General features: G+C 73.2%; 26 protein-coding genes. 20 read left to right on the top strand and 6 right to left on the bottom strand.

Features of this window, described 5'->3' with window-relative positions:
• Positions 1–39: 39 nt before the first annotated feature.
• Positions 40–753, bottom strand: a complete 714-nt coding sequence (locus tag VR45_RS20395) for an IclR family transcriptional regulator (RefSeq protein ID WP_030306825.1) — start codon at positions 751–753, stop codon at positions 40–42.
• A 231-nt stretch (positions 754–984) separates the two neighbouring features.
• Between VR45_RS20395 and leuC the strand changes: the two genes are divergently transcribed.
• From leuC to VR45_RS20415, 4 genes are all read left to right on the top strand, one after another.
• Complete coding sequence (gene leuC / locus VR45_RS20400) at positions 985–2,406, top strand: 3-isopropylmalate dehydratase large subunit (protein ID WP_045941240.1); 1,422 nt, start codon at positions 985–987, stop codon at positions 2,404–2,406.
• Positions 2,407–2,411: 5 nt separating this feature from the next.
• Positions 2,412–3,008 carry a 3-isopropylmalate dehydratase small subunit gene (leuD, locus tag VR45_RS20405; RefSeq protein ID WP_045941241.1) on the top strand — a complete coding sequence of 199 codons (597 nt, stop codon included), beginning with the start codon at positions 2,412–2,414 and terminating at the stop codon, positions 3,006–3,008.
• A 343-nt stretch (positions 3,009–3,351) separates the two neighbouring features.
• On the top strand, positions 3,352–3,540 hold the full coding sequence (locus tag VR45_RS20410; RefSeq protein WP_045941242.1) for a hypothetical protein: 189 nt from the start codon (positions 3,352–3,354) through the stop codon (positions 3,538–3,540).
• A gap of 133 nt (positions 3,541–3,673) precedes the next feature.
• Positions 3,674–4,420 carry an HU family DNA-binding protein gene (locus VR45_RS20415; protein WP_045941243.1) on the top strand — a complete coding sequence of 249 codons (747 nt, stop codon included), beginning with the start codon at positions 3,674–3,676 and terminating at the stop codon, positions 4,418–4,420.
• 161 nt (positions 4,421–4,581) lie between these two features.
• Here VR45_RS20415 and VR45_RS20420 read toward each other — a convergent pair whose 3' ends face one another.
• Positions 4,582–4,803 (bottom strand): hypothetical protein, encoded by a 222-nt coding sequence (locus VR45_RS20420; RefSeq protein ID WP_045941244.1) that lies wholly within the window; start codon positions 4,801–4,803, stop codon positions 4,582–4,584.
• A gap of 43 nt (positions 4,804–4,846) precedes the next feature.
• A complete protein-coding gene (gene cofC, locus VR45_RS20425) occupies positions 4,847–5,566 on the bottom strand; it encodes a 2-phospho-L-lactate guanylyltransferase (RefSeq protein WP_045941245.1) in 720 nt (239 codons plus the stop codon).
• Positions 5,567–5,779: 213 nt separating this feature from the next.
• Between cofC and VR45_RS20430 the strand changes: the two genes are divergently transcribed.
• The 3 genes from VR45_RS20430 to VR45_RS20440 all read left to right on the top strand — a co-directional run bounded on the left by VR45_RS20430 (position 5,780) and on the right by VR45_RS20440 (position 8,840).
• Positions 5,780–6,604: a lysophospholipid acyltransferase family protein gene (locus VR45_RS20430; RefSeq protein ID WP_045941246.1), complete on the top strand. Its 825-nt coding sequence runs from the start codon at positions 5,780–5,782 to the stop codon at positions 6,602–6,604.
• Positions 6,601–7,602 carry an NAD(P)H-dependent glycerol-3-phosphate dehydrogenase gene (locus VR45_RS20435; protein WP_078896685.1) on the top strand — a complete coding sequence of 334 codons (1,002 nt, stop codon included), beginning with the start codon at positions 6,601–6,603 and terminating at the stop codon, positions 7,600–7,602. The genes VR45_RS20430 and VR45_RS20435 overlap by 4 nt, the downstream gene beginning before the upstream one ends.
• 95 nt (positions 7,603–7,697) lie before the next feature.
• Positions 7,698–8,840: a D-alanine--D-alanine ligase family protein gene (locus VR45_RS20440; protein WP_045941247.1), complete on the top strand. Its 1,143-nt coding sequence runs from the start codon at positions 7,698–7,700 to the stop codon at positions 8,838–8,840.
• 75 nt (positions 8,841–8,915) lie between these two features.
• On the opposite strand, the gene VR45_RS20445 is transcribed toward VR45_RS20440, so the two are convergent.
• Both VR45_RS20445 and VR45_RS20450 read right to left on the bottom strand, forming a co-directional pair.
• Entirely contained in the window at positions 8,916–9,428 is a 513-nt protein-coding gene (locus VR45_RS20445; protein WP_052709232.1) for a DUF3515 domain-containing protein, read from the bottom strand.
• Between the two features lie 20 nt (positions 9,429–9,448).
• The gene (locus VR45_RS20450; RefSeq protein WP_030396708.1) at positions 9,449–9,682 is read right to left on the bottom strand and encodes an Lrp/AsnC ligand binding domain-containing protein; all 234 of its coding nucleotides are present in this window, start codon (positions 9,680–9,682) and stop codon (positions 9,449–9,451) included.
• Positions 9,683–9,897: 215 nt separating this feature from the next.
• Here VR45_RS20450 and VR45_RS20455 point away from each other — a divergent pair, with 215 nt between their 5' ends.
• The 3 genes from VR45_RS20455 (at position 9,898) to thiD (ending at position 12,966) form a co-directional block, all read left to right on the top strand.
• Positions 9,898–10,863, top strand: a complete 966-nt coding sequence (locus VR45_RS20455; RefSeq protein ID WP_030396709.1) for a thiamine-phosphate kinase — start codon at positions 9,898–9,900, stop codon at positions 10,861–10,863.
• Positions 10,864–11,124: 261 nt separating this feature from the next.
• Complete coding sequence (locus VR45_RS20460) at positions 11,125–12,150, top strand: ATP-dependent 6-phosphofructokinase (protein ID WP_045941248.1); 1,026 nt, start codon at positions 11,125–11,127, stop codon at positions 12,148–12,150.
• An 18-nt stretch (positions 12,151–12,168) separates the two neighbouring features.
• Positions 12,169–12,966, top strand: coding sequence for a bifunctional hydroxymethylpyrimidine kinase/phosphomethylpyrimidine kinase (thiD, locus tag VR45_RS20465; RefSeq protein WP_045941249.1), 798 nt, complete (start codon positions 12,169–12,171; stop codon positions 12,964–12,966).
• Positions 12,967–13,102: 136 nt separating this feature from the next.
• On the opposite strand, the gene rpmB is transcribed toward thiD, so the two are convergent.
• Positions 13,103–13,288, bottom strand: a complete 186-nt coding sequence (gene rpmB, locus VR45_RS44285; protein ID WP_073813963.1) for a 50S ribosomal protein L28 — start codon at positions 13,286–13,288, stop codon at positions 13,103–13,105.
• Between the two features lie 283 nt (positions 13,289–13,571).
• Here rpmB and VR45_RS20470 point away from each other — a divergent pair, with 283 nt between their 5' ends.
• The 10 genes from VR45_RS20470 to mutM all read left to right on the top strand — a co-directional run.
• Positions 13,572–15,203, top strand: coding sequence for a DAK2 domain-containing protein (locus VR45_RS20470; RefSeq protein ID WP_045941250.1), 1,632 nt, complete (start codon positions 13,572–13,574; stop codon positions 15,201–15,203).
• 97 nt (positions 15,204–15,300) lie between these two features.
• Positions 15,301–17,535: an ATP-dependent DNA helicase RecG gene (recG, locus tag VR45_RS20475; RefSeq protein ID WP_045941251.1), complete on the top strand. Its 2,235-nt coding sequence runs from the start codon at positions 15,301–15,303 to the stop codon at positions 17,533–17,535.
• Between the two features lie 158 nt (positions 17,536–17,693).
• Entirely contained in the window at positions 17,694–18,227 is a 534-nt protein-coding gene (locus VR45_RS20480; protein ID WP_045941252.1) for a hypothetical protein, read from the top strand.
• Between the two features lie 115 nt (positions 18,228–18,342).
• Positions 18,343–18,927: a 16S rRNA (guanine(966)-N(2))-methyltransferase RsmD gene (gene rsmD / locus VR45_RS20485; RefSeq protein WP_045941253.1), complete on the top strand. Its 585-nt coding sequence runs from the start codon at positions 18,343–18,345 to the stop codon at positions 18,925–18,927.
• 53 nt (positions 18,928–18,980) lie between these two features.
• Complete coding sequence (gene coaD, locus VR45_RS20490; protein WP_045941254.1) at positions 18,981–19,472, top strand: pantetheine-phosphate adenylyltransferase; 492 nt, start codon at positions 18,981–18,983, stop codon at positions 19,470–19,472.
• A gap of 226 nt (positions 19,473–19,698) precedes the next feature.
• Complete coding sequence (locus VR45_RS20495; RefSeq protein ID WP_045941255.1) at positions 19,699–20,892, top strand: hypothetical protein; 1,194 nt, start codon at positions 19,699–19,701, stop codon at positions 20,890–20,892.
• Positions 20,893–21,064: 172 nt separating this feature from the next.
• Positions 21,065–21,709, top strand: a complete 645-nt coding sequence (locus VR45_RS20500; RefSeq protein WP_030396718.1) for a DUF177 domain-containing protein — start codon at positions 21,065–21,067, stop codon at positions 21,707–21,709.
• 2 nt (positions 21,710–21,711) lie between these two features.
• Positions 21,712–21,885 (top strand): 50S ribosomal protein L32, encoded by a 174-nt coding sequence (gene rpmF / locus VR45_RS20505; protein WP_030056747.1) that lies wholly within the window; start codon positions 21,712–21,714, stop codon positions 21,883–21,885.
• A gap of 20 nt (positions 21,886–21,905) precedes the next feature.
• On the top strand, positions 21,906–22,694 hold the full coding sequence (rnc, locus tag VR45_RS20510) for a ribonuclease III (protein WP_063772516.1): 789 nt from the start codon (positions 21,906–21,908) through the stop codon (positions 22,692–22,694).
• 57 nt (positions 22,695–22,751) lie between these two features.
• The coding region (gene mutM / locus VR45_RS20515) for a bifunctional DNA-formamidopyrimidine glycosylase/DNA-(apurinic or apyrimidinic site) lyase (protein WP_045941257.1) at positions 22,752–23,404 on the top strand (653 nt) is incomplete at its 3' end.

Genomic DNA, 23,404 nt, shown 5'->3' on the forward strand with positions numbered 1-23,404 from the left:
GTGCGGGGGAGGCGTGGGGGCGGGTGGGGGACGGGCGGGTCAGCTGCGGCGCAGGGCCTCGGTGAGGCGGTTGGCGGCCTCGATGATGGCCTGGGCGTGCAGCCGCCCGGGGTGGCGGGTCAGGCGCTCGATCGGCCCGGAGACCGAGACGGCGGCCACGACCCGGTTGGAGGGGCCGCGGACCGGCGCGGAGACGGAGGCGACGCCCGGCTCCCGCTCGCCGATCGACTGCGCCCAGCCCCGCCGCCGGACACCGCTCAGCGCGGTGGCGGTGAACCGGGCGCCCTGGAGGCCGCGGTGCAGCCGCTCGGGCTCCTCCCAGGCCAGCAGGACCTGGGCGGCCGAGCCGGCCTTCATCGGCAGGGTGCTGCCGACCGGGACGGTGTCCCGCAGACCGGAGAGCCGCTCGGCGGCCGCGACACAGATCCGCATCTCGCCCTGCCGGCGGTAGAGCTGTGCGCTCTCGCCGGTGACGTCGCGCAGGTGGGTCAGGACCGGGCCCGCGGTGGCGAGCAGCCGGTCCTCGCCCGCCGCGGCGGAGAGTTCGGACAGGCGCGGGCCGAGGATGAACCGGCCCTGCATGTCCCTGGTGACCAGACGGTGGTGTTCGAGTGCGACGGCGAGTCTGTGGGCCGTGGGGCGCGCCAGACCGGTGGCGGCGACCAGCCCCGCCAACGTGGCGGGGCCCGACTCCAGTGCGCTCAGCACCAGAGCGGCCTTGTCGAGCACGCCGACGCCGCTAGAGTTGTCCATGCGCTAAGACTGCAGTCTCATTCCGCGAGACGCAAGTTCAATCTTCTGCGAAAAGCGCCACTCTGGATGCAGCAGCCCGGGAGGCATCCAGGATGCGACCCCGCCGAGGTGTCCGCATCGTGGACACCGATCCGGTGTGCAGGTCGCTCGTCGCATGCCGCACCGGGCCGCGACAGCTTTGACCTCGACGACACGAGAAGGCCGGCAACGCGGCCGGCTGGAGGGAATCCGATGGGACGGACACTCGCAGAGAAGGTCTGGGACGACCACGTCGTGCGGCGCGCGGAGGGCGAGCCCGACCTGCTCTTCATCGACCTGCACCTGCTCCACGAGGTGACCAGCCCGCAGGCCTTCGACGGTCTCCGGCTGGCCGGGCGCACGGTCCGCCGCACCGATCTCACGATCGCCACCGAGGACCACAACACCCCGACCCTGGACATCGACAAGCCGATCGCCGACCCGGTCTCCAGGGTCCAGTTGGAGACCCTGCGCAAGAACGCGGCCGAGTTCGGCGTCCGGATCCACTCCCTCGGCGACATCGAGCAGGGCGTCGTGCACGTCGTCGGCCCCCAGCTGGGCCTCACCCAGCCCGGTACGACCGTGGTCTGTGGCGATTCCCACACCTCCACCCACGGCGCGTTCGGCGCGCTGGCGTTCGGCATCGGCACCAGCCAGGTCGAGCACGTGCTCGCCACCCAGACGCTGCCGCTGGCCCCGTTCCGGACCATGGCGATCACCGTCGAGGGCGAACTGCCCGAGGGCGTCACCGCCAAGGACCTCATCCTGGCGATCATCACCCGGATCGGCACCGGCGGCGGCCAGGGCTACGTCCTGGAGTACCGGGGTTCGGCGATCCGCGGCCTCTCCATGGAGGCCCGGATGACCATCTGCAACATGTCCATCGAGGCGGGCGCCCGGGCCGGCATGATCGCCCCGGACGAGACCACCTTCGCCTACCTGAAGGGCCGCCCGCACGCCCCGCAGGGCGAGGACTGGGACGCCGCGGTCGAGTACTGGCGGACCCTGGGCACCGACGAGGACGCGGTCTTCGACCACGAGATCTTCATCGACGCCGCCGAGCTGACCCCCTTCGTCACCTGGGGCACCAACCCCGGCCAGGGCGCCCCGCTCGGTGCCTCGGTGCCGGACCCGGCCTCCTTCGCCGACCCGCAGGAGCGGACCGCCGCCGAGAACGCCCTCGCCTACATGGGGCTGGAGGCCGGCACCCCGCTGCGCGAGGTCGCGGTCGACGCGGTCTTCGTCGGCTCCTGCACCAACGGCCGGATCGAGGACCTGCGCGCCGCCGCCGACCTGCTGCGCGGCCGCCGGATCGCCGACGGCGTGCGGATGCTGGTCGTCCCGGGCTCCGTCCGGGTCGCCCTCCAGGCCGTCGAGGAGGGCCTGGACAAGGTGTTCACCGCGGCCGGCGCCGAGTGGCGGCACGCGGGCTGCTCGATGTGCCTGGGCATGAACCCGGACCAGCTCGCCCCCGGCGAGCGCTGCGCCTCGACCTCGAACCGCAACTTCGAGGGCCGCCAGGGCAAGGGCGGCCGCACCCACCTGGTCTCGCCCCAGGTCGCCGCCGCGACCGCCGTCCTGGGCCGCCTCGCGGCCCCCGCCGATCTGGCGTCCCCCGCCGCCGTGGAGGTCTGAGCAGCATGGAGAAGTTCACCACCCACACCGGGCGGGCCGTGCCGCTGCGCCGCAGCAACGTCGACACGGACCAGATCATCCCCGCCCATTGGCTGAAGAAAGTCACCCGTTCCGGTTTCGAGGACGGCCTTTTCGAGGCCTGGCGCCGGGACGAGTCGTTCATCCTCAACAGGCCCGAGCGGCAGGGCGCCACCGTCCTGGTGGCCGGCCCCGAGTTCGGCACCGGCTCCTCCCGCGAGCACGCCGTCTGGGCCCTGCAGAACTACGGCTTCCACGCCGTGATCTCCTCGCGCTTCGCCGACATCTTCCGCGGCAACTCGCTGAAGAACGGCCTGCTCACCGTGGTCCTCCCACAGGAGACCGTGGAACGGCTCTGGGCGTTGACCGAGGCGGACCCGACCGCCCCCGTCACCGTCGACCTGGAGGCCCGTGAGGTGCGGGCCGAGGGCATCACCGCGCCGTTCGAACTGGACGACAACCTCCGTTGGCGGCTGCTCAACGGCCTGGACGACATCAGCATCACGCTGCGGAACGAGGCCGACATCGCGGCCTTCGAAGCGGGCCGGCCCTCGTTCAAGCCGCGCACCCTGCCGGCGGCCTGATCACCCGTTCTGAACAAGCATTCTGACGAACCGCCGGATGGCCCGCCTCCCCCCTCGGGGGGGCGGGCCATCCGCCGTTCCGGGGCGGGAGTTGTGCCCGTCCGCGGGCCCCGGATTGACGATTCGGTTTTGCCGCGGAGGGCCCCGCGCATGCACAACTGCGCGTAGATGGCACAATCAGTGCATGCACCGGCACCATGAACCTCCGTACGCGGGCGGCGAACCCGCGTCACCGGAGTCCACGGGCCGGGGATCCGAACGCCGAATTGACGATCGGCCGGACGCCGCCACCTCAGCTGCTGAGGGGCCGGACGACCCGGAAGTCGCAGCGCTCTTCGCGCTTGTGGCCGAGCGGTTGAAGCAAGCTCACGACCGCGTGCATGCGCTGAACGTGTCTGCCGATGCAAAGACCGCTCTCACCCGTCAACTGCTCATCGTCACCGAGGCCGCCAAGCGCGATCTTCCGGAGGCGGCGCGGCGGTTGAGTCGCTTTGTGCAGGACCTCGACGAGGGGCGCCCGCCCGTCGTCTGAGGTCGCCGACGCGCAAATCCATTGCGACACTAGGGTGATTCGCGCGTTTGGTAATTGAAAGTCCGCAGATACATACCTAACGTGCGAAATGAACGGATGGAATCATCCGGCGCCCGTTTCTGAAGGGGAAGACGTGAACAAGGCTCAGCTTGTCGAAGCGGTGGCCGAGCAGCTGGGCGGTCGCAAGGCTGCCGCAGAGGCCGTCGACGCAGTGCTCGACACCATGGTGCGCGCCGTCGTGGCCGGCGACCGTGTTTCGGTCACCGGTTTCGGCACCTTTGAGAAGGTGGAGCGCTCCGCGCGCTTCGCCCGCAACCCGCAGACCGGCGAGAAGGTCAAGGTCAAGAAGACCTCGGTGCCCCGCTTCCGTCCGGGCCAGGGCTTCAAGGACCTGGTCAGCGGCGCCAAGAAGCTGCCGAAGGAAGGCCCCTCGGTGAAGAAGGCGCCCAAGGGCTCCCTCACCCCGGGCAAGAGCGGTGTCGCCGCCACCCCGGCCGCCAAGCGTGCCGCCACCAAGCGCGCCGCCACGGCCGCTGCCGCCGCCGCTGCCGCCACCCCGGCGAAGAAGGCCGCTGCCAAGAAGACGGCCACCAAGGCGACCGCCACCAAGGCGACCGCGACCAAGGCCGCCGCCACCAAGACGGCCGCGAGCAAGAAGACGGCCGCCGTCAAGAAGGCCACCACCACCGCCGCCGCGAAGAAGACCACCGCGACCGCGACCAAGAAGACGGCCGCCGCCGCCAAGAAGGCGACCACCACCGCCGCCGCCAAGAAGACCACCGCGACCGCCAAGAAGGCGACCGCCACGGCCAAGAAGACCGCGCCGGCGAAGAAGACCACCACCCGCAAGACCACCGCGCGCAAGACCACCGCCAAGTAGTCGGTGCGCGTCGTCGTCGGACGGCCTTCGCGAGCCGTGGCGCCGCCCTCCTCCGGGAATTCCCGGCAGGGTGGTGCCACGGCTTATCGCTTTTCCGGGATTTCCCCCCGCGGCCGCGGCTCCCGGTGGCTCCGCGGCTGCTGAGGGCGCCGCCGCCCCGGTCAGTCCGCGGCCGGGTCCGGGAAGGTCTGCAGCGTCAGGAAGACCACCCGCCGGGCGTCACCGGCGCCCTCGGTGCGGATCCGCACCCGCTGGCCCGGGCGCAGCAGCCGCAGCCCGCCGGCGTCGAAGGCGGCCGCGTCGAACGGCACCGGGGTCCCGTCGTCGAGCAGCACGGAGCCGGCCCGGGTGGCGGGGTCGAAGGTGAACGCGGTGGCCTGCATGCCAGCAGCATAGCGAGGGGCACCGACAGTCCCCGGTGGCGTCTCAGCCGGGCAGCGGTGCGCCGGACGGCCCCTGCCGCGGCAGGTAGCCGAGGCGGGTGGCCAGGGCGTGGGTGTGCGGTCCGACGCCGAGCGCCAACGCCTCGGCCAGGTCCTCGCCGGTGTCGACGTCCCGGCGGACCGACTCCACGCCGGACAGCCGCAGTTCGCGGGCGCCGCCGGCCGCGTGCCGGGCGCACGAGCCGTCCCCGAACGCGGGGTCGAGCGGACTGCCCGGGGCGCAGGCCAGCAGGGTGGTGCCCAGCCCGGGCGCGTCCGGCAGGAAGGCCCGGCCGGTCGCCGGGACGGCGGCCAGCACCCGGCCCAGCTCGGCCGGGCGCAGGGCCGGCAGGTCCGCCGAGAGGGCGGCCAGCGGCGCGTGGGGCGCGAGGGCCAGCGCGGCCGCCGCGCCGTGCGCCAGGGCCTCGTTGAGGCCGCCGCCGGGCTCGTCGTCGACCACCAGGGCGCCGAGCGCCGCCAGCCGCGCCCCGGCCCCGGCGTCCCGGGTGACCACCAGCACCCGGCCGGTCCCCGGTGCGGCCAGCGCGGCCGCGACGGTGTCCAGGGCGAACGAGAGTGCGAGGTCGGGGCGGTGCGGGCCGGCGAACGGAGCCAGCCGGGACTTGGCCCCGGCGAGCCGCTTGAGCGGCACTACCAGCGACCAGTCGGCGGCGGGTGCGGCGGGCGCGACGGGCCTGCCGAGGCGTACGGTGTCCTGGGTCATCGGCGTCATTGTGACGCCGGTCCCGGAGCCCTCGCCAGGCCGTCCGAGCTGTGCGGACGTGCGTTTGATCACGCCCGCCGGACGTCCGGGCGCGGTTGCTCGACAGCCGGCGAGCGGTCGGGCGACACTGTTCCGCGCCCGCGCCCCGAGAGGGCGGCGGAAGCGAGATCGACCGCGGCACCCCACGTGCCGCACGAATGAGGAGGACCTGGGGTGGCCCGCCGCTCGTACGCCAGCTTCGGCAACGCCGACTACGGCTTCTGGTACCGCTTTGCGGCCGTGCTGGTGAAGCCGGTGAACACCGCGCTGGTCAAGCCCGACTGGCGGGGCTGGGAGCACCTGCCGGAGCGGGGCGGTTTCATCGCCGCGGTCAACCACAACTCGATCATCGACCCGGTGGTGTACGCGCACTGGCAGTACAACAGCGGGCGGCCGCCCCGGATCCTCGGCAAGTCCTCGCTGTTCTCGATCCCGTTCATCGGGTTCATGCTCCGCAAGACCGGCCAGATCCCGGTGTTCCGCGAGTCGACCGACGCGGCGCAGGCCTTCCGGTCCGCCATCGACGCGGTCAACAGCGGCCAGTGCGTGCAGTTCTACCCGGAGGGAACGCTCACCCGGGATCCGGACCTGTGGCCGATGACCGGCAAGAGCGGGGTCGCCCGGGTGGCGCTGATGACCGGTGCGCCGGTCATCCCGGTGGCCCACTGGGGCGCGCACGAGATCATCCCGCCGTACGGCCGGGGCGGTGGGGGGAAGAGCAGGTTCAACCTGTTCCCGCGCCACCGGGTGGTCGTGGCGGCCGGACCGGCCGTCGACCTGAGCAAGTACCAGGGCCAGGAGCTGACCGCCCAGGTGCTCAGGGACGCGACCGAGGACATCATGACGGCGATCACCGCGGTGCTGGCCGACATCCGGGGCGAGGAACCGCCCGCGGAGCGGTACGACATGCGGGAAGCGGCCCGGCTGCGGGCCGCCGCCGCGGCCCGCCGCGAGGGCGGCGGCCGTGGCACCGACGAGGCAGGGGAGGAAGCCAAGTGACCCGCTGCGCCGTGTTCGGCACCGGTTCCTGGGGTACCGCGTTCGCGATGGTGCTCGCCGACGCCGGCTGCGAGGTGGCCCTCTGGGGCCGCCGCCGGGAGCTGGCGGACGCCGTCAACGCCACCCACACCAACCCGGACTACCTGCCCGGGGTCCGGCTGCCGGACACCGTCCGGGCCACCACCGACCCCGCCGAGGCGCTGGCCGGCGCGGACTTCGCGGTGCTGGTGGTGCCTTCGCAGACGCTGCGCGAGAACCTCGCCGCCTGGGCGCCGCTGCTGGAGCCGCAGACCGTCCTGGTCAGCCTGATGAAGGGCATCGAGCTCGGCACCGCGAAGCGGATGAGCGAGGTCGTCGCCGAGGTCGCCGGGGTCGGCCAGGAGCGGATCGCCGTGGTCAGCGGGCCCAACCTGGCCCGGGAGATCGCCAACCGGCAGCCCGCCGCCAGCGTGGTCGCCTGCACCGACGAGGCGGTCGCCAAGCGGCTCCAGTCGGCCTGCCACACGCCGTACTTCCGGCCGTACACCAACACCGACGTGATCGGCTGCGAGCTGGGCGGGGCGGTCAAGAACGTGATCGGCCTGGCGGTCGGCATGGCCGACGGCATGGGGCTCGGCGACAACACCAAGGCGACCCTGATCACCCGGGGGCTCGCCGAGACCACCCGGCTCGGGCTGGCGCTCGGCGCCGACCCGTACACCTTCGCGGGCCTGGCCGGCATGGGCGACCTGGTGGCCACCTGCTCCTCGCCGCTCTCGCGCAACCACACCTTCGGCACCAACCTGGGCCGGGGCATGTCGCTGGCCGAGACCATCGCGGCCACCCGGCAGACCGCGGAGGGCGTCAAGTCCTGCGAATCGGTGCTCGACCTGGCCCGGCGCAACGGCGTCGACATGCCGATCGTCGAGGCGGTGGTGGACGTCGTGCACAACGGACGGCCCACCCAGGAGGCGCTGCGGGCGCTGATGTCCCGCTCGGCCAAGCCCGAACGGCGCTGACGGCCCGGCCGGGCACCGGCGGCGGTCCGGGCCGGTCGGGTCGGTCGGGTCGGTCACTGTCCCGAAACCCGCCTCGGGGTACCCTCTGTCGCGATATGAGCATCGAACAGACCTCCCAGAACCCGTCCGCGAAGCCGCGGGTCGCCGTCGTGTTCGGCGGCCGCAGCTCCGAGCACGCCATCTCGGTCTCCACCGCGGGCAGCGTGCTGAGGGCGATCGACCGCGACAAGTACGAGGTGCTGCCGATCGGCATCACCCACGAGGGCCGCTGGGCGCTGGCCAGCGACGAGCCGGCCCGGATGGCGATCACCGACGGCCGGCTGCCGGACGTCGAGCACGTCGCCGAGTCCACCGAGGGCCGGGTCGCGCTGCCGGTCGACCCCGGCACCCGCGAGGTGGTCTGGAGCGAGCCCGGTGCCGCCCCCAAGGCGCTCGGCGAGGTGGACGTGGTCTTCCCGCTGCTGCACGGCCCGTGGGGCGAGGACGGCACGCTGCAGGGCCTGCTGGAGCTCTCCGGTGTGCCGTACGTCGGCAACGGCGTGCTGGCCAGCGCGGCGGGCATGGACAAGGAGTTCACCAAGCGCCTGCTGGCCTCGCACGGCCTCGGCGTCGGGCGGTACACCGTGGTCCGGCCGCGCGAGTGGGAGACCGAGGAGGGCCGGGCCGCGGTCCGCGAGCGCGTCGCCGGCCTCGGCCTGCCGCTGTTCGTGAAGCCCTGCCGGGCCGGCTCCAGCATCGGCATCAGCAAGGTCAAGGACCTCTCCGACCTCGATGCCGCGATCGAGGAGGCGCGCCGCCACGACCCCAAGCTGATCATCGAGGCGGGTGTCTCCGGCCGCGAGTTGGAGTGCGCGGTGCTGGAGTTCGAGGACGGCCCGCGGGCGAGCGTCCCGGCCGAGGTCCTGGTCGGCGGCGGCTACGAGTTCTACGACTTCGAGGCCAAGTACATCGACTCCTCCGAGGTCCGGATCCCGGCCGAGCTCACCGCCGGGGAGACCGCCGACATCCGCCGCCAGGCGATCGAGGCCTTCGAGGCGCTCGGCTGCGAGGGCCTGGCCCGGGTGGACTTCTTCCTGCTGGACGACGGCAGCTGGATGGTCAACGAGGTCAACACCATGCCCGGCTTCACCCCGATCTCGGCCTACCCGAAGATGTGGGAGGCCAGCGGGATGTCGTACCCGGAGCTGGTGGACCGGCTGCTGCAGGCGGCGCTGCGCCGCTCGACCGGCCTGCGCTGACCCGCGCCGACGGTGCGACGGCGGTCCCGGGGTTCCGGGGCCGCCCCCGTGCGTGCGCGGTCCGGTCCTGTTCGGTCAGGGGATGTTGGCGGCGACCACGGGGGAGAGCACGGCGACCACGTCCATCGGGTTGGCGAACGAGCCCTTGGGCACGGTGAGCTCCACGTAGGCCTTGCGCATCGTGGTGGTGTAGCGGTAGCCGCCGTCCCCCAGCTCCTGCGGCCACCAGGTCACGTCGTCGATCATCGGCGAGGTGTCCGCGGCGGCCGGTCCGTTCAGGGCCTCCGGCCGGTCCACGCCGCAGCGCAGCACCACCTTCGGCGAGCTGGCCCAGGCGGCCACGAACGGCGAGGCGGGGGTGGGGTCCTTGCGCGGACGGCCGAACAGCTCCTGGGGGAGCGCCTCGGCGAGGGCCCGGCAGTAGCCGGCGGCCTTGGGGGCCGGGTTCGGCGTCTCGATCTTCTCGGGCGTGCTCCAGCTGCCGACCAGCACCACGACGGTGCAGGTGAGCGCGGTCGGCACCGCCAGCCACCGGACGGGGGCCGGCAGTGCCGCCAGGAAGCGGGGGGCGCGGAGTTCTCGGGTCACCCGCCGATGGTATGCGGGTCCTACAGGTGGACCACGGGACAGGTCAGGGTGCGGGTGATGCCCTCGACCTGCTGGACCTTGGCGACGACCAGACGGCCGAGGTCGTCCACGGTGTCGGCCTCGGCCCGGACGATCACGTCGTACGGTCCGGTGACGTCCTCGGCCTGGAGGACGCCGGGGATCTTGGCGATGGACTCGGCGACGGCGCTGGCCTTGCCGACCTCGGTCTGAATCAGGATGTAGGCCTGTACCACGGGGACCTCCGGGCGGCTGGGTACGGGGATCACGGCCGTGCTCGCCCGGTCGGATGTCGGGTGGCGAACGGGTTCACGGCAGACTGATCACCACGCTACCCCCCGGTGGGCCGGGGAGGGGAGACCTCGGCACCGTCGGAGGGCGTACGCTGCGCGCGAGGCGGCGTGGCCGCAGGACGTAGGCGCCCGGCCGGGCGCGACCGGGAGGACGGCAGATGCAGGGGACCGTGGGCGAGCTCGGCGAGTTCGGACTCATCAGGGAGCTGACCGCCCGGGTGCCGCTCACCGACGCGGTCGACCTCGGCCCGGGCGACGACGCCGCCGTGGTGAAGGCCCCGGACGGCCGGGTGGTGGCGACCACCGATGTGCTCATCGAGAACCGGCACTTCCGCCGGGACTGGTCCACCGCGTACGACGTGGGCCGCAAGGCGGCCGCGCAGAACCTCGCCGACGTGGCCGCGATGGGCGCGGTGCCGACCGCGATCCTGCTCGGCCTGGTCGCGCCGGCGGACCTGCCGACCACCTGGGCCACCGAGCTGATGGACGGGCTGCGCGACGAGTGCCAGGTGGCCGGCGCGACGGTGGTCGGCGGTGACGTGGTGCGCGGGGACACCATCACGCTGGCCATCACGGCGCTCGGGGACCTTCAGGGGCGCGCGCCGGTGACGCGCGCCGGTGCCCAGGTGGGCGACGTGGTCGCGGTCACCGGCTGGCTCGGCTGGTCGGCGGCGGGCCTGACGGTGCTGCAGCGCGGCTTCCGCTCGCCGCGGGCCTTCGTCGAGGCCCACCGCCGCCCCGAGCCGCCGTACCACGCGGGGCCGTCCGGCGCGGAGCTCGGTGCCACCGCGATGATCGACGTGAGCGACGGGCTGGTGGCCGACCTCGGGCACGTGGCGCTGGCGAGCGGGGTGGACATCGACCTGCGGGCGGCCGACTTCGACGTGCCCGCGCAGATGGCGGACATCGGCCAGGCGGTCGGGGTCGACCCGATGGTGTGGGTGCTGTCCGGGGGAGAGGACCACGCGATCGTGGCGACCTTCCCGCGCGGGGTCCAACTGCCCGCCCGGTGGCGGGTGGTGGGCGAGGTCGTCGGCCGCTCGCGGGCGGCCAGGGGCGGCCGGGTGACGGTGGACGGCGAGGCCTGGGACCGGGTCGGCGGCTGGGACCACTTCTCGGAGTGACCGGCCCGGCGCCGGGGGCGGCAACGGGGAGGCCGGGGCCGGTGGTTGACGCCCGGCCGGGGTGCCGCGGGGGCCGGGCGTGGGCGTACGACGGGGACCGGGCGAGGGCGTACGAGGGGGCGCGCGACGCTCCCGGGCGCTCGCGCGAACCGGTCCCCGGCGGGGTGTGTGCGTAGGCTTGAGCCACAGCCCGGCCACCCGTCCTCGATGAGTGGTCTGGACCACTGTGGTCTGAACCACTTGGAGCGGGGAGGCGTCGGCATGCGCATCGGGGTCCTGACCAGCGGCGGCGACTGCCCCGGCCTGAACGCGGTGATCCGCTCCGTGGTGCACCGCGGCACCGATGTGCACGGCGACGAGATCATCGGCATCGAGGACGGCTTCCTCGGACTGATCGAGGGCCGTGCCCGCCCGGTCTCGCACGACGACGTCACCGGCCTGCTCACCCTCGGCGGCACCGTCCTCGGCTCGGCCCGGGTGCAGCGCGAGCGGATCGCCTGGGCGGTGGAGAACGCCAAGACCCTCGCCCGGGACATCGGCATCGACGCGCTGATCGCGATCGGCGGCGAGGGCACCCTCACCGCCGCCCGGCTGTTCAGCGAGGCCGGACTGCCGGTGGTCGGCGTCCCGAAGACCATCGACAACGACATCGACGCCACCGACGTCACCTTCGGCTTCGACACCGCCGTGCACGTCGCGACCGAGGCGATCGACCGGCTCAAGACCACCGCCGAATCGCACCAGCGGGTGATGGTCGTCGAGCTGATGGGACGCCACACCGGCTGGATCACCCTCACCGCCGGCATGGCGGGCGGTGCGCACGGAATCCTGATCCCCGAGAAGCCGTTCGACATCGAAGGCGTGGCCCGGATGGTCGAGGACCGCTTCGGCCGGGGCAAGAAGTTCGCCATCATCGCGGTCGCCGAGGGGGCCTCCCCGATGCCCGGCACCATGCGCTTCGACCACGGCGAGGTCGACCGGTTCGGGCACCGCACCTTCGGCGGGATCGGCAACCGCCTCGCCCACGAGCTGGAGAACCTGCTCGGCAAGGAGGCCCGCCCGGTCATCCTCGGCCACGTCCAGCGCGGCGGCACCCCGACCGCCCGCGACCGCGTCCTCGCCACCCGCTTCGGCTGGCACGCCGTGGAGGCCGTTCACCAGGGCGCGTTCGGCCATTTCACCGCGCTGCGCCGGAGCGACATCCGGCTGGTGCCGATCGCCGACGCGGTGACCCGGCTCAAGACCGTTCCCGAGGACCGCTGGGCGGAGTCGGAGGCCGTGCTCTGACCGCGTAGGTTGGGGGCCATGTCCTCCACCGCACCCCCTCGCGTGCTCACCGTCGCCGGCTCCGACTCCGGCGGCGGCGCCGGCATCCAGGCCGACCTCAAGGCGATGCTCGCCCTCGGCGTCCACGGCATGAGCGTCGTCACCGCCGTCACCGCGCAGAACTCGCTCGGCGTCCAGGGCTACTGGGAGCTGCCGGCCGAGGCCGTCCGGGCCCAGTTCCGCAGTGTGGTCGACGACATCGGCGTCCAGGCCGTGAAGACCGGCATGCTCGCCTCGATCGAGCTGGTCGAGACCGTCTCCGAACTGCTGACCGGCGTCGGCGCCCCGGTCGTGGTGGACCCGGTGGGCGTCTCCAAGCACGGCGACGCGCTGCTCGCCGCCGAGGCCGTCACCACTGTCCGGGAGCGGCTGCTGCCGGTCGCCACCCTCGCCACACCCAACCTGCACGAGGTGACGCAGCTCACCGGCCGGACGGTCGAGGCCGAGGGCGAGATGCTGGACGCCGCCAAGGCGCTGCTCGACCTCGGGCCGCGCTGGGTGCTGGTCAAGGGCGGGCACCTGGCCGGAGAGGCGGCCGACCTGCTGTACGGGGGCGCGGGGGAGGAGTACTGGTACCGGGCTCCGCGCTACGACAACCGGCACACCCACGGCACCGGCTGCACCCTGGCCAGCGCGATCGCCTCGGGCCTGGCCAAGGGCGAGGAGCTGCCGGCGGCGGTGGCCTCGGCCAAGGAGTACATCACCGGCGCGATCGCCGGCGGCTTCGCGCTCGGCGCCGGCATCGGCCCGGTGGACCACGCCTGGCGGTGGCGCTAGAAACTGCCCCCGGACATGTCTGTGGGCGGGCCCGAGGGCCCGCCCACAACAGGTCGGTCGGATACCGGAACAACAGAAAGCCGGTTCACCCGGGGATGAACCGACTCACTGGAGGACCGGCATACCGGTCTGCGCGTCAGCGCGAGACCTTACCGGCCTTGATGCACGAGGTGCAGACGTTGAGCCGCTTCGGCGTCCGCCCAACCACAGCGCGCACCGTCTGGATGTTGGGGTTCCAGCGACGGGGGGTACGGCGGTGCGAGTGGGAGATGCTGTTGCCGAAGCCCGGCCCCTTGCCGCAGACGTCGCAGTTGGCAGCCACAGGAGTCACTCCAAGACTTCAGATCATTTACGTGAGACAACCCGCCGGACCAGCGGAGCACTCACGTGAACCGAACCGGACCAAGGGGAGAGCCCGGAATTGTTCCAGGCAACCGGAAGAGCATACAACGCTTGCTTCCGTTCGACGAAACTACCATGACCGGCAGGGTGATCGCTCCGGCCGCCGTGTCCGCCGCCGCCGTCCGGGCCCCGATAACCTGCCCGTACCACCCCTCGCCGTTCACCCTCAGGCCATCACGGCGTCCCACTCCGGAGGAGACCTGGTGCTGCACACGCTCGACGCCCCGGCCGTGCGCAGCTGGTGCCAACTGGCGCTGCGAGCGCTCGGCCAGGCCCGCGAGGAGATCGACGCACTCAACGTCTACCCCGTCCCGGACGGCGACACCGGCACCAATCTGTACCTGACCGTGGAGTCGGCCGCCGCCGCCGTCGAGAGCCGCTTCGCCGACCCGGGCGCCGGTCCGGTGCCCGGCCTGGCCGAGACCGTCCGGGCGATGGCCCGCGGCGCGCTCGTCGGCGCCCGCGGCAACTCCGGGGTGATCCTCGCCCAGTGGCTGCGCGGCACCGCCGAGACCCTCGCCGGGGGCGGCGGCGCCGACCAGTTGCGGGCCGCCCTCCAGCGGGCCGCCGACTCCGCCTACCAGGCGGTCGCCGAACCGGTCGAGGGCACCCTGCTGACCGTCGCCCGGATCGCCGCCGGGGAGGCCGCCCGGGCCGGCGACGGTCTCGGCCAGGTCGCCGAGGCCGCCCACCGGGCCGCCAGGGAGGCCCTGCGGCACACCCCCGAGCAGCTTCCCGTGCTGGCCGAGAACGGTGTGGTGGACGCCGGCGGCCGGGGCCTGGTCGCCGTCCTCGGGGCGCTCGCCGACGCGGTCGCCGGCCACCAGCCGATGGGCCCGGTCGCGCTGCGCGACGACCTGCGGCCGGTGGAGAGCTGCCGGCTCCATGTACGCCCGCCCGGGCCCGGCCACCCCGCCTTCGAGGTGATCTACCTGCTGGACGCGCCCGACGAGGCGCTGCCCGCGCTGCGCGAACGGCTCGCCGGGCTCGGGGACTCGCTGGTGGTCGGCGGCGGCGACGGCCTGTGGAACGTGCACGTCCACGTCGACGACGCGGGCGCCGCCGTCGAGGCCGGGGTCGGGGCCGGGCGCCCGCACCAGATCCGGATCACCCATTTCGTCGAGGCCGCCGCCCGCTCCGGCGCCGCCGCCGGCCGGGACGAGCCCGAACGGCGGGCCCGCGCGGTGCTCTCGGTGGTCTCCGGCGCGGGCCTCGCCGAACTCTGCGAACAGGCCGGCGCGGTCGTGCTGCACGCCGAGCCCGGCCGTCCGCCGGCCAGCGCCGAACTCACCGCCGCCGTGCGCCGGGCCGCCGCCCGCGAGGTGGTGCTGCTGCTCAACGACCCCGAGCTGCGGGCCGCCGCCGGGGCCGCCGCCGACCAGCTGCGCGAGGAGGGGGTGCGGATCGCGGTGCTGCCCACCCGCTCGCCGGTCCAGGGACTGGCCGCGCTCGCGGTGCACGAGGGGGGCCGGCGCTTCGACGAGGACGTGGTCGCGATGACCTCGGCGGCCGGTGCCACCCGGTACGCCGAACTGGCCGTCGCCGAGGGCGAGTCCTGGACCATGGCCGGGGTCTGCCAGGCCGGCGACGTGCTGGGGCTGATCGACGGGGACGTCGCGGTGATCGGCGCCGGGCTGGCCGAGGTCGGCGCGAGCGTGCTGGACCGGATGCTCGGCGGCGGCGGCGAACTGGTCACCCTGATCCTCGGCGAGGGCGCCCCCGAGGGCCTCGCCGAACAACTGGCCGCCCACGCCCGGCACAGCCGCCCGGAGGTGGACGCGGTGGTCTTCCACGGCGGCCAGGAGTCGGCGCCGCTGCTCATCGGCGTCGAGTGAGTCGGGTGAGCCGCGCGGGTCGGGTGAGCCACGAGGGTCGGGTGACCGGGCCGGGTACGGGCCGCACTGTCGGTCCGGTGGTGTAGACAGGGGCCTGATGGGCGCTCTCGATGAACCACTGACCAAGCTCGTCGGCGACCGGACCGCCAAGGTGCTCGCCGACAGTCTCAAGCTGCGCACGGTCGGGGACCTGCTGCACCACTATCCGCGCCGCTACGTCGAGCGGGGCCAGCTCACCAGTCTGGACGAGCTGGAGGTCGACGAGCACGTCACCGTGCTGGCCCGGATCGACAAGGTCACCCTGATCCCGTTCCGCGGCCGCAAGGGCGACCGGCTGGAGGTGGTGGTCACCGACGGCCGCAGCCGCCTCACGCTGGTCTTCTTCAACCAGGGCTGGCGGCAGAAGGAGCTGCGACCGGGCACCCAGGGCCTGTTCGCGGGCAAGGTCGGGGTGTTCAACCGGGCCCGCCAGCTGGCCTCCCCCGACTACCAGCTGCTCGACGACACGGACGGCGACGGCGCCGCCGCCCGGTTCGCCGGCCGGCTGATCCCGGTCTACCCGGCCAGCGCCCAGATGCCCAGCTGGAAGCTCGCGCTCTGCGTGGAGACGGCGCTCACCAAGCACGTGTCCGACGTCGGCGAGCCGCTGCCCGCCGAACTCCGCGACCGGCACGGCCTGATCGCGCTGCCCGAGGCGCTCGAACTGATCCACCGCCCGCGGAGCCAGGCCGACCGCGAGCGCGCCCAGGACCGGCTCCGCTGGGACGAGGCCTTCGTCCTCCAGGTCGCCCTCGCCCGGCGCCGGGCCGCCGACTCCGCCCTGCCCGCCAAGCCGCGCGCGGCCCGCCCCGGCGGCCTGTTGGACGCCTTCGACGCCCGGCTGCCGTTCACCCTCACCGAGGGCCAGCAGAAGGTCTCCGCCGAGATCGCCGCCGACCTGGCGAGCGAGCACCCCATGCACCGGCTGCTCCAGGGCGAGGTCGGTTCCGGGAAGACCCTGGTGGCGCTGCGGGCCATGCTGGCCGTGGTCGACGCGGGCGGGCAGGCGGTGCTGCTCGCGCCCACCGAGGTGCTGGCCCAGCAGCACCACCGGTCGATCGTCGAGATGATGGGCGACCTCGCCGAGGGCGGCCTGCTCGGCGGCTCCGACCTGGGCACCCGGGTGGCGCTGCTCACCGGGTCGATGGGCGTGCCGGCCCGGCGGCAGGTGCTGCTCGACATGGCCTGCGGGGACGCCGGCATCGCGATCGGCACCCATGCCCTGATCGAGGACAAGGTGCAGTTCCAGGACCTCGGCCTGGTCGTGGTCGACGAGCAGCACCGGTTCGGCGTCGAGCAGCGGGACGCGCTGCGGGCCAAGGGCGAGCAGCCGCCGCACCTGCTGGTGATGACGGCCACCCCGATCCCGCGCACGGTCGCGATGACCGTCTTCGGGGACTTGGAGACCTCGGTCCTGGACCAGCTGCCGGCCGGGCGCTCGCCCATCTCCACCCATGTGGTGCCGGCCGTGGAGAAGCCGAACTTCCTGACCCGGGCCTGGGAGCGGGTCCGCGAGGAGGTGGCCAAGGGCCACCAGGCGTACGTGGTCTGCCCCCGGATCGGTGACGAGGAGCCGGAGCCGGCGAAGGGCGCGAAGCGCAAGCGGCGGCCGGCGGAGGACCTCGAGGAGCTGCTCGACGACGCGCCGGACGAGGGCGCGGCGGCCGACGGCGACCGGCGGCCCCCGCTGTCCGTGGTGGAGACCACCGCGAAGCTGGTGGCGGGCCCGCTGGCGGGGCTGCGGGTGGAGATCCTGCACGGCCGCCTGGCGCCGGAGGCCAAGGACGAGGTGATGCGCCGGTTCGCCGCCGGCGAGGTGGACGTCCTGGTCGCCACCACGGTGATCGAGGTCGGGGTGAACGTGCCGAACTCCACCGCGATGGTGATCATGGACGCGGACCGGTTCGGCGTCTCCCAGCTGCACCAGCTGCGCGGCCGGGTCGGGCGCGGCTCCGCCCCCGGGCTCTGCCTGCTGGTCACCGACATGCCGGCGGCCAGTCCCGCCCGGGCCCGGCTGGACGCGGTGGCGGACACCCTGGACGGCTTCCGGCTGTCCCGGATCGACCTCGAACAGCGCCGCGAGGGCGATGTGCTGGGCCAGGCGCAGTCCGGGGTGAAGTCCTCGCTCAAGGTGCTCTCGGTGCTGGAGGACGAGGAGGTCATCGTGACCGCCCGGGCCGAGGCCACCCGGCTGGTCGCCGAGGACCCGGACCTCACCGCCCATCCGGACCTGCGCACGGCCCTGGCCAGCCTGCTGGACGAGGACCGCGCGGCCTACATGGAGAAGGGCTGACCGGCTCGGAGAAGGGCTGACCGGCTCGGGGAAGGGCTGACCGGCCCGCCCGCCGGGCCTTCGGCCGGGCCCGATTGTCAGACCCCCGGGAGAGAATGAAGGTGTTCGGGACGCACCTCCAAGGTGCGTTCCCGGCACGACACTTGGGGGTTTAGCCAATGGCATTCCGTCATCTCAACGAGCTCCCGCTGGGCGACAAGGTCTTCCGGATCGAACTCGCCAGCGACGACGACCGCGAGGTCACCCTCACCCTGGCCGGCTGGCGCGAGGGGGCCGCCGCCACCCCGCTCGCCTCCGGCAAGCTGCGGCTCCCGGTCGAGGACGTCGCCTCGCTGCGGATCGCCCTCAACCGCGCGCTCCGCGCCCTGGCGATCGTCGCCGACGTCTCCGAGCCCATCCCCGACCGCGACGTGCTGCGCGAGCTCTACCCCGGCCACGGCGCCCCCTGGGTGCCGCAGCACGAGGAGGAGCTGGTCCGGCGCTTCCACGAGAACGAGACCGTCGCCCGGATCGCCGCCCGCTTCGGCCGCACGCCCGACTCCGTCCGCACCAAGCTCCGCGAGCTCGGCCACGACCCGCGCCGTCCCGAGTACTGCCCGCCCGACGGCTGCCTGTCCTGGTCCCGCTACGCCTCGCCGTCGCTGCTCGGCGCGGCCGCCCCGGACCGGGCGGCCGGCTCCGAGGCGAGCTGACCCGACCGGGGGGTAGCACCGGAGGGGCGTCCCGTGCGGGCGCCCCTTCGGCGTGAGCGGAGGGCGGTGATCGGGATAGCGTGGTCGGGCAGCGACGAAAGGACCCTCCACCACCATGACCCGCGTGATCGCCGGGGCGGCCGGCGGCCGCCGACTGGCCGTACCGCCCGGCCGGGGCACCCGACCGACCTCCGACAAGGCCCGCGAGGCGATGTTCTCCACCCTGGAGGCGCTGCGCGGCACCCTGCACGGCGCCCGGATGCTGGACCTGTTCGGCGGATCGGGCGCGGTCGGCCTGGAGGCGCTCTCGCGCGGGGCGGCGCACGTGCTGCTGGTCGAGGCGGACGCCCAGGCGGCCCGGGTGATCCGGGAGAACGTCCGGACGGTCGGCCTGCCGGGCGCGCTGGTGCAGGCGGCCAGGGCCGAGAAGGTCGTCGCCGGGCCCGCCCCGGAGGAGCCGTACGACCTGGTCTTCCTCGATCCGCCCTACGTGGTGACCGACGACGAGGTCCGGGAGATGCTGATCACACTGTCGGCCGGAGGCTGGCTCGCGGAGGACGTACTCGTCACCGTGGAGCGCAGCACCCGCGGTGGTGCGTTCGGCTGGCCGGAGGGTTTCGAGGAGCTGCGATCCCGTCGCTACGGCGAGGGCACGCTCTGGTACGGTCGCGCCGCCGACGAGACCCGCGACCACCCCTAGCGGGCCCGGGGGCCCGCAGCATTCACGTCACCCCACGAGGGAGCACACACGCCATGCGCCGCGCCGTCTGCCCCGGGTCCTTCGACCCGATCACCAACGGTCACCTCGACATCATCGAGCGGGCCTCGAAGCTGTACGACGTGGTGCACGTCGCGGTGATGATCAACCGCAGCAAGCAGGGCATGTTCAGCGTCGAGGAGCGGATCGCGCTGATCGAGGAGACCACCGCCCAGTACGGGAACGTGGTGGTCGAGTCGCACCTGGGCCTGCTGGTGGACTTCTGCCGGGAGCGGGACATCCCGGCCATCATCAAGGGCCTGCGCGCGGTCAGCGACTTCGACTACGAGCTGCAGATGGCCCAGATGAACCACGGCCTGACCGGCGTCGAGACGCTCTTCGTGCCGACCTCGCCGACGTACAGCTTCCTCTCCTCGACCCTGGTGAAGGAGGTCGCCTCCTACGGCGGCGACGTCTCGCACCTGCTGCCGGAGACCGCGCACCGCCGGCTGGTCGAGCGGATCGCCGAGCGGCGCGCCCAGCAGTAGGGAGCGGTCCGGAGGAGGGCGGGCGGTGACCGGCCGACGGTGACCGCCCGTCCGTTTCTGCCGGTTCGTCACGGTATGCCCAGCAGGTGGCGGGGCGGCCCGGTCCGGGCGTTGTGAGCTCGCCCGGCGCTGGCCGTACAGTCTGTATTCCTGCCCTGCGGTGACGTCCACCGCGCCGGGCGCTGCCTCCGCCGGACCTCGGCGGCACACGGAAAGACGAATCCCCGTGGACGTGCAGAACAAGGTCGACGAGATCGTGGCGGCCGTCGAGAACGCCCGCTCGATGCCCATGTCGGCCTCCTGCGTGGTGAACCGTGCCGAGCTGATCAGCCTGCTCCAGGACCTCAGGTCGGCCCTGCCGGCGGAGCTGGCCCAGGCCCGGTCGGTGGTGGCCGACCACGACTCGATGGTCGCCGGCGCCCACGCCGAGGCCGATCGGATCATCCAGGGCGCGCACGCCGAGCGCGGTTCGCTGATCTCCGACACCGAGGTGGTCCGGCGCGCCCAGGCCGAGGCCGACCGGATCCTCGCCGAGGCCCGCGCCGAGGTCGACACCAAGCGCACCGAGGCCGACGACTACGTGGACAGCAAGCTGGCCAACTTCGAGGTCGTGCTCACCAAGACGCTCGGCGCGGTCGGCCGCGGCCGCACCAAGCTGCGCGGCGACGGCAGCGTCTTCGAGGTCGAGTACGAGGCCGAGACCGACGGCGAGGAGTTCCGGCCGCAGCGGATCAGCCCGAGCCCCGAGGTCGACGAGTACGTCGACGTGAAGCTCGCCACCCTGGAGAACGTGCTCAGCGCGACCCTGGAGGCGGTCGGCAAGGGCCGCGACAAGCTGCTCGGCAAGCGGCCGATCGACGAACTGGGCGCCTACCTGGCCGCCGCCGACGAGGCGCAGCAGGCCAAGGAGCGCGCCGAGGCGGTCGCGGCCGGCTTCGCCGGGGACTCGGAGGGCAACGAGCTGGCCTGGTACCGCGAGGAGGTGCCGCAGCAGCAGACCTGGCCGGAGCAGACCCCGGCCGCGGCCGGCTGGCAGGCGCCCGGCGCGGACCAGTACGCGGTGGCCCAGCAGGGCGGCGCCCAGTACGCCGAGGTGTACGGCGGCGGCTACGACCCGGCCAGCGGCCAGGGCACGGACCCGTACGGCGGCCAGTGGGGCCACCAGGGCCAGGAGGCCGGCGGGTACCAGCAGCAGCACCAGGGCTACCCCGACGGCCAGCAGGCCGGCTACGGCTACCCGGCCCAGCAGCAGGGCTACGAGCAGCAGCAGTACGGCGGGGGCGGCTACGACTACCCGCAGCAGCCGGCCAACCCGCCGGCGCCGGTGCCGCAGCAGAACCAGGCCGGACTGGACGAGACCAGCTTCTTCGACACCAGCATGATCGACATGACCCGGCTGCGGGAGCTCGGCGGCCGGTAGCACGGCTGCGCTCCTCGCTCCCGGCCCCGCGGCCGGGAGCGAAGTTGGGCCTGACGGGAGACTCGGGTAGTCTGACCACTCCGGCCTCTCCGTGTCGGGCCGCAGGTCTGCCCGCGAACCGCCCGACGAGCAGCGCCGCGCAATCGGATCCCCCTCAGGAAGTCAGGACATCTTGAACCGCCTCGACCACCGCGACCCCCTCGTGTTCGACACGCACGAGCTGGGCCGTCGTCCGGGTGCGCTGCGCAAGGTGTCCCGCACCCTGGAGGCCCCCGAGGGCCTGGGGATCATCGATGTGATCGGCGTTCCGGAGAAGAGCGAGATCGAGCTGGAGCTCCGCCTGGAGTCCGTGGTCGAGGGCGTGCTGGTCACCGGCACCGCCGGGACCGTGGTCGAGGGCGAGTGCGTCCGGTGCCTGGAGCCCGTCGAGTTCGACCTCGATGTGGACTTCCAAGAGCTGTACTACTACCCGGAGTCCGACGAGCGCCACCGCGCCCGGACCTCCGGGGCCGAGGACCTCGACGAGGACTCGGAAGACGAGACTTACCGCCTGGAGGGCGATTTCTTCGACCTCCAGCCGGTGCTGCGTGACGCGGTGGTGCTCGCACTGCCGCTGCAGCCGGTGTGCCAGGAAGACTGCCTGGGCCTGTGCTCCGAATGCGGGGCGCGCCTGAGCGACGACCCGGCGCACCACCACGATGCCGCCGACCCCCGGTGGGCGGCTCTGCAGGGACTCTCCGCCGCCCCCGGCGACGAGGGTGACGGAACCAAGAACAGCGGTACCCGTGAGGGTCTCGCCGAGAACCAGGAGAAGTAGCCGTGGCTGTTCCGAAGCGGAAGATGTCGCGCAGCAACACGCGCCACCGCCGTTCCAACTGGAAGGCCGTTGTCCCGGCCCTCGTGGCGTGCGACCGCTGCCACGAGCCGAAGCTGGGCCACATCGCGTGCCCCAGCTGCGGCACGTACAACCGTCGCCAGGTCCTCTCGGTCTGATCGGCGGGGTGTACGGATCGATGTCGGACGGTAACTCTTCCCGCAAGGCGACCAGCGCACCGAAGACCCCTTCGGGCGGTGGTAAGGCCGGCGGGCCGGCTTCGACCGAATACGACGTCCTGGAAGGGCGCCTCGGGTACACGCTCGAGCGCGCCCTTCTGGTGCGTGCCCTGACCCACCGCTCGTACGCGTACGAGAACGGTGGCCTGCCCACCAACGAGCGCCTGGAGTTCCTCGGCGACTCGGTGCTGGGCCTGGTGGTGACCGACACCCTCTACCGCGTCCACCCGGACGTCCCCGAGGGCACGCTCGCCAAGCTTCGCGCCGCGGTGGTCAATTCGCGCGCGCTCGCCGATGTCGGCCGGGGTCTGGACCTCGGTGTGTTCATCCGGCTCGGCAAGGGCGAGGAGGGCACCGGCGGCCGCGACAAGTCGTCGATCCTCGCCGACACGGTCGAGGCGGTCATCGGCGCGGTCTACCTGGACCAGGGCCTGGACGCCGCCACCGAGTTCGTCCACCGCCTGTTCGACCCGCTGATCGAGGAGTCCTCTCAGCTGGGCGCGGGCCTGGACTGGAAGACCAGCCTCCAGGAGCTCACCGCCTCGGTGGGCATCGGAGTGCCCGAGTACGTGGTCGAGGAGTCCGGTCCGGACCACGAGAAGACTTTCACCGCGGCGGCCCGGGTGGCCGGCGAGGACTTCGGCAGCGGTGTCGGCCGCTCGAAGAAGGAAGCCGAGCAGAAGGCCGCCGAGAGCGCCTGGCGCGCGATCAAGGAGAAGCACGCGGACCGGCTGCCGAGCGGCGCCTGAGCACGCAGTAGCCTTCCTCCTGCAGAGCCGAGTCCGTTCCGCAGGAGGCGTGTTCCCGTGCCCGAACTTCCCGAGGTCGAGGTCGTCCGCCGAGGTCTGGCGAACTGGGTCGCCGGGCGGACGGTAGCCGGAGTCGACGTCCTGCACCCGCGCGCGGTCCGCCGTCAGCCGGCCGGTGCGGCGGACTTCGCGGCCCGGCTCACCGGCGCGACGTTGGGCGCCGCGCAGCGCCGCGGCAAGTACCTCTGGGTGCCGCTGGCCGGCCCGGGGAGGCCGGAGGCCGGGGGAGGCTTCTCGATGATCGGCCACCTCGGTATGAGCGGCCAACTGCTCGTCCAGGACCCGACCGTGCCGGACGAGAAGCATCTGCGGGTCCGGCTGCGGTTCACCGACGGCGGGCGCGAGCTGCGCTTCGTCGACCAGCGGACCTTCGGCGGGCTGGCGGTCGAGGAGGCCGAGGACGGCGACCCCGAGGGCACCCCGGTCTCCATCGCGCACATCGCCCGCGACCCGCTCGACGCCCGGTTCGACGACGCCGTCTTCGTCGCGGCGCTGCGCGCCCGGCGCACCACGGTCAAGCGGGCGCTGCTGGACCAGACGCTGATCAGCGGGGTCGGCAACATCTACGCCGACGAGGCGCTGTGGCGCTCCCGGCTGCACTACGACCGGCCGTCCGCGACGCTCACCCGGCCGCAGGCGGCGCTGCTGCT

It is taken from the genome of Streptomyces sp. NRRL S-495, assembly GCF_000966955.1.
In the GTDB taxonomy this organism is placed as follows: Bacteria; Actinomycetota; Actinomycetes; order Streptomycetales; family Streptomycetaceae; genus Kitasatospora; species Kitasatospora purpeofusca.

What these genes read in the sequence shown, in the direction of transcription:
- VR45_RS20395 (WP_030306825.1), bottom strand. Translation starts at nt 753, where the DNA reads ATGGACAACTCTAGCGGCGTCGGCGTGCTCGACAAGGCCGCTCTGGTG.
- leuC (WP_045941240.1), top strand. Translation starts at nt 985, where the DNA reads ATGGGACGGACACTCGCAGAGAAGGTCTGGGACGACCACGTCGTGCGG.
- leuD (WP_045941241.1), top strand. Translation starts at nt 2,412, where the DNA reads ATGGAGAAGTTCACCACCCACACCGGGCGGGCCGTGCCGCTGCGCCGC.
- VR45_RS20420 (WP_045941244.1), bottom strand. Translation starts at nt 4,803, where the DNA reads ATGCAGGCCACCGCGTTCACCTTCGACCCCGCCACCCGGGCCGGCTCC.
- cofC (WP_045941245.1), bottom strand. Translation starts at nt 5,566, where the DNA reads ATGACCCAGGACACCGTACGCCTCGGCAGGCCCGTCGCGCCCGCCGCA.
- VR45_RS20440 (WP_045941247.1), top strand. Translation starts at nt 7,698, where the DNA reads ATGAGCATCGAACAGACCTCCCAGAACCCGTCCGCGAAGCCGCGGGTC.
- VR45_RS20455 (WP_030396709.1), top strand. Translation starts at nt 9,898, where the DNA reads ATGCAGGGGACCGTGGGCGAGCTCGGCGAGTTCGGACTCATCAGGGAG.
- VR45_RS20460 (WP_045941248.1), top strand. Translation starts at nt 11,125, where the DNA reads ATGCGCATCGGGGTCCTGACCAGCGGCGGCGACTGCCCCGGCCTGAAC.
- thiD (WP_045941249.1), top strand. Translation starts at nt 12,169, where the DNA reads ATGTCCTCCACCGCACCCCCTCGCGTGCTCACCGTCGCCGGCTCCGAC.
- recG (WP_045941251.1), top strand. Translation starts at nt 15,301, where the DNA reads ATGGGCGCTCTCGATGAACCACTGACCAAGCTCGTCGGCGACCGGACC.
- VR45_RS20480 (WP_045941252.1), top strand. Translation starts at nt 17,694, where the DNA reads ATGGCATTCCGTCATCTCAACGAGCTCCCGCTGGGCGACAAGGTCTTC.
- rsmD (WP_045941253.1), top strand. Translation starts at nt 18,343, where the DNA reads ATGACCCGCGTGATCGCCGGGGCGGCCGGCGGCCGCCGACTGGCCGTA.
- coaD (WP_045941254.1), top strand. Translation starts at nt 18,981, where the DNA reads ATGCGCCGCGCCGTCTGCCCCGGGTCCTTCGACCCGATCACCAACGGT.
- rnc (WP_063772516.1), top strand. Translation starts at nt 21,906, where the DNA reads ATGTCGGACGGTAACTCTTCCCGCAAGGCGACCAGCGCACCGAAGACC.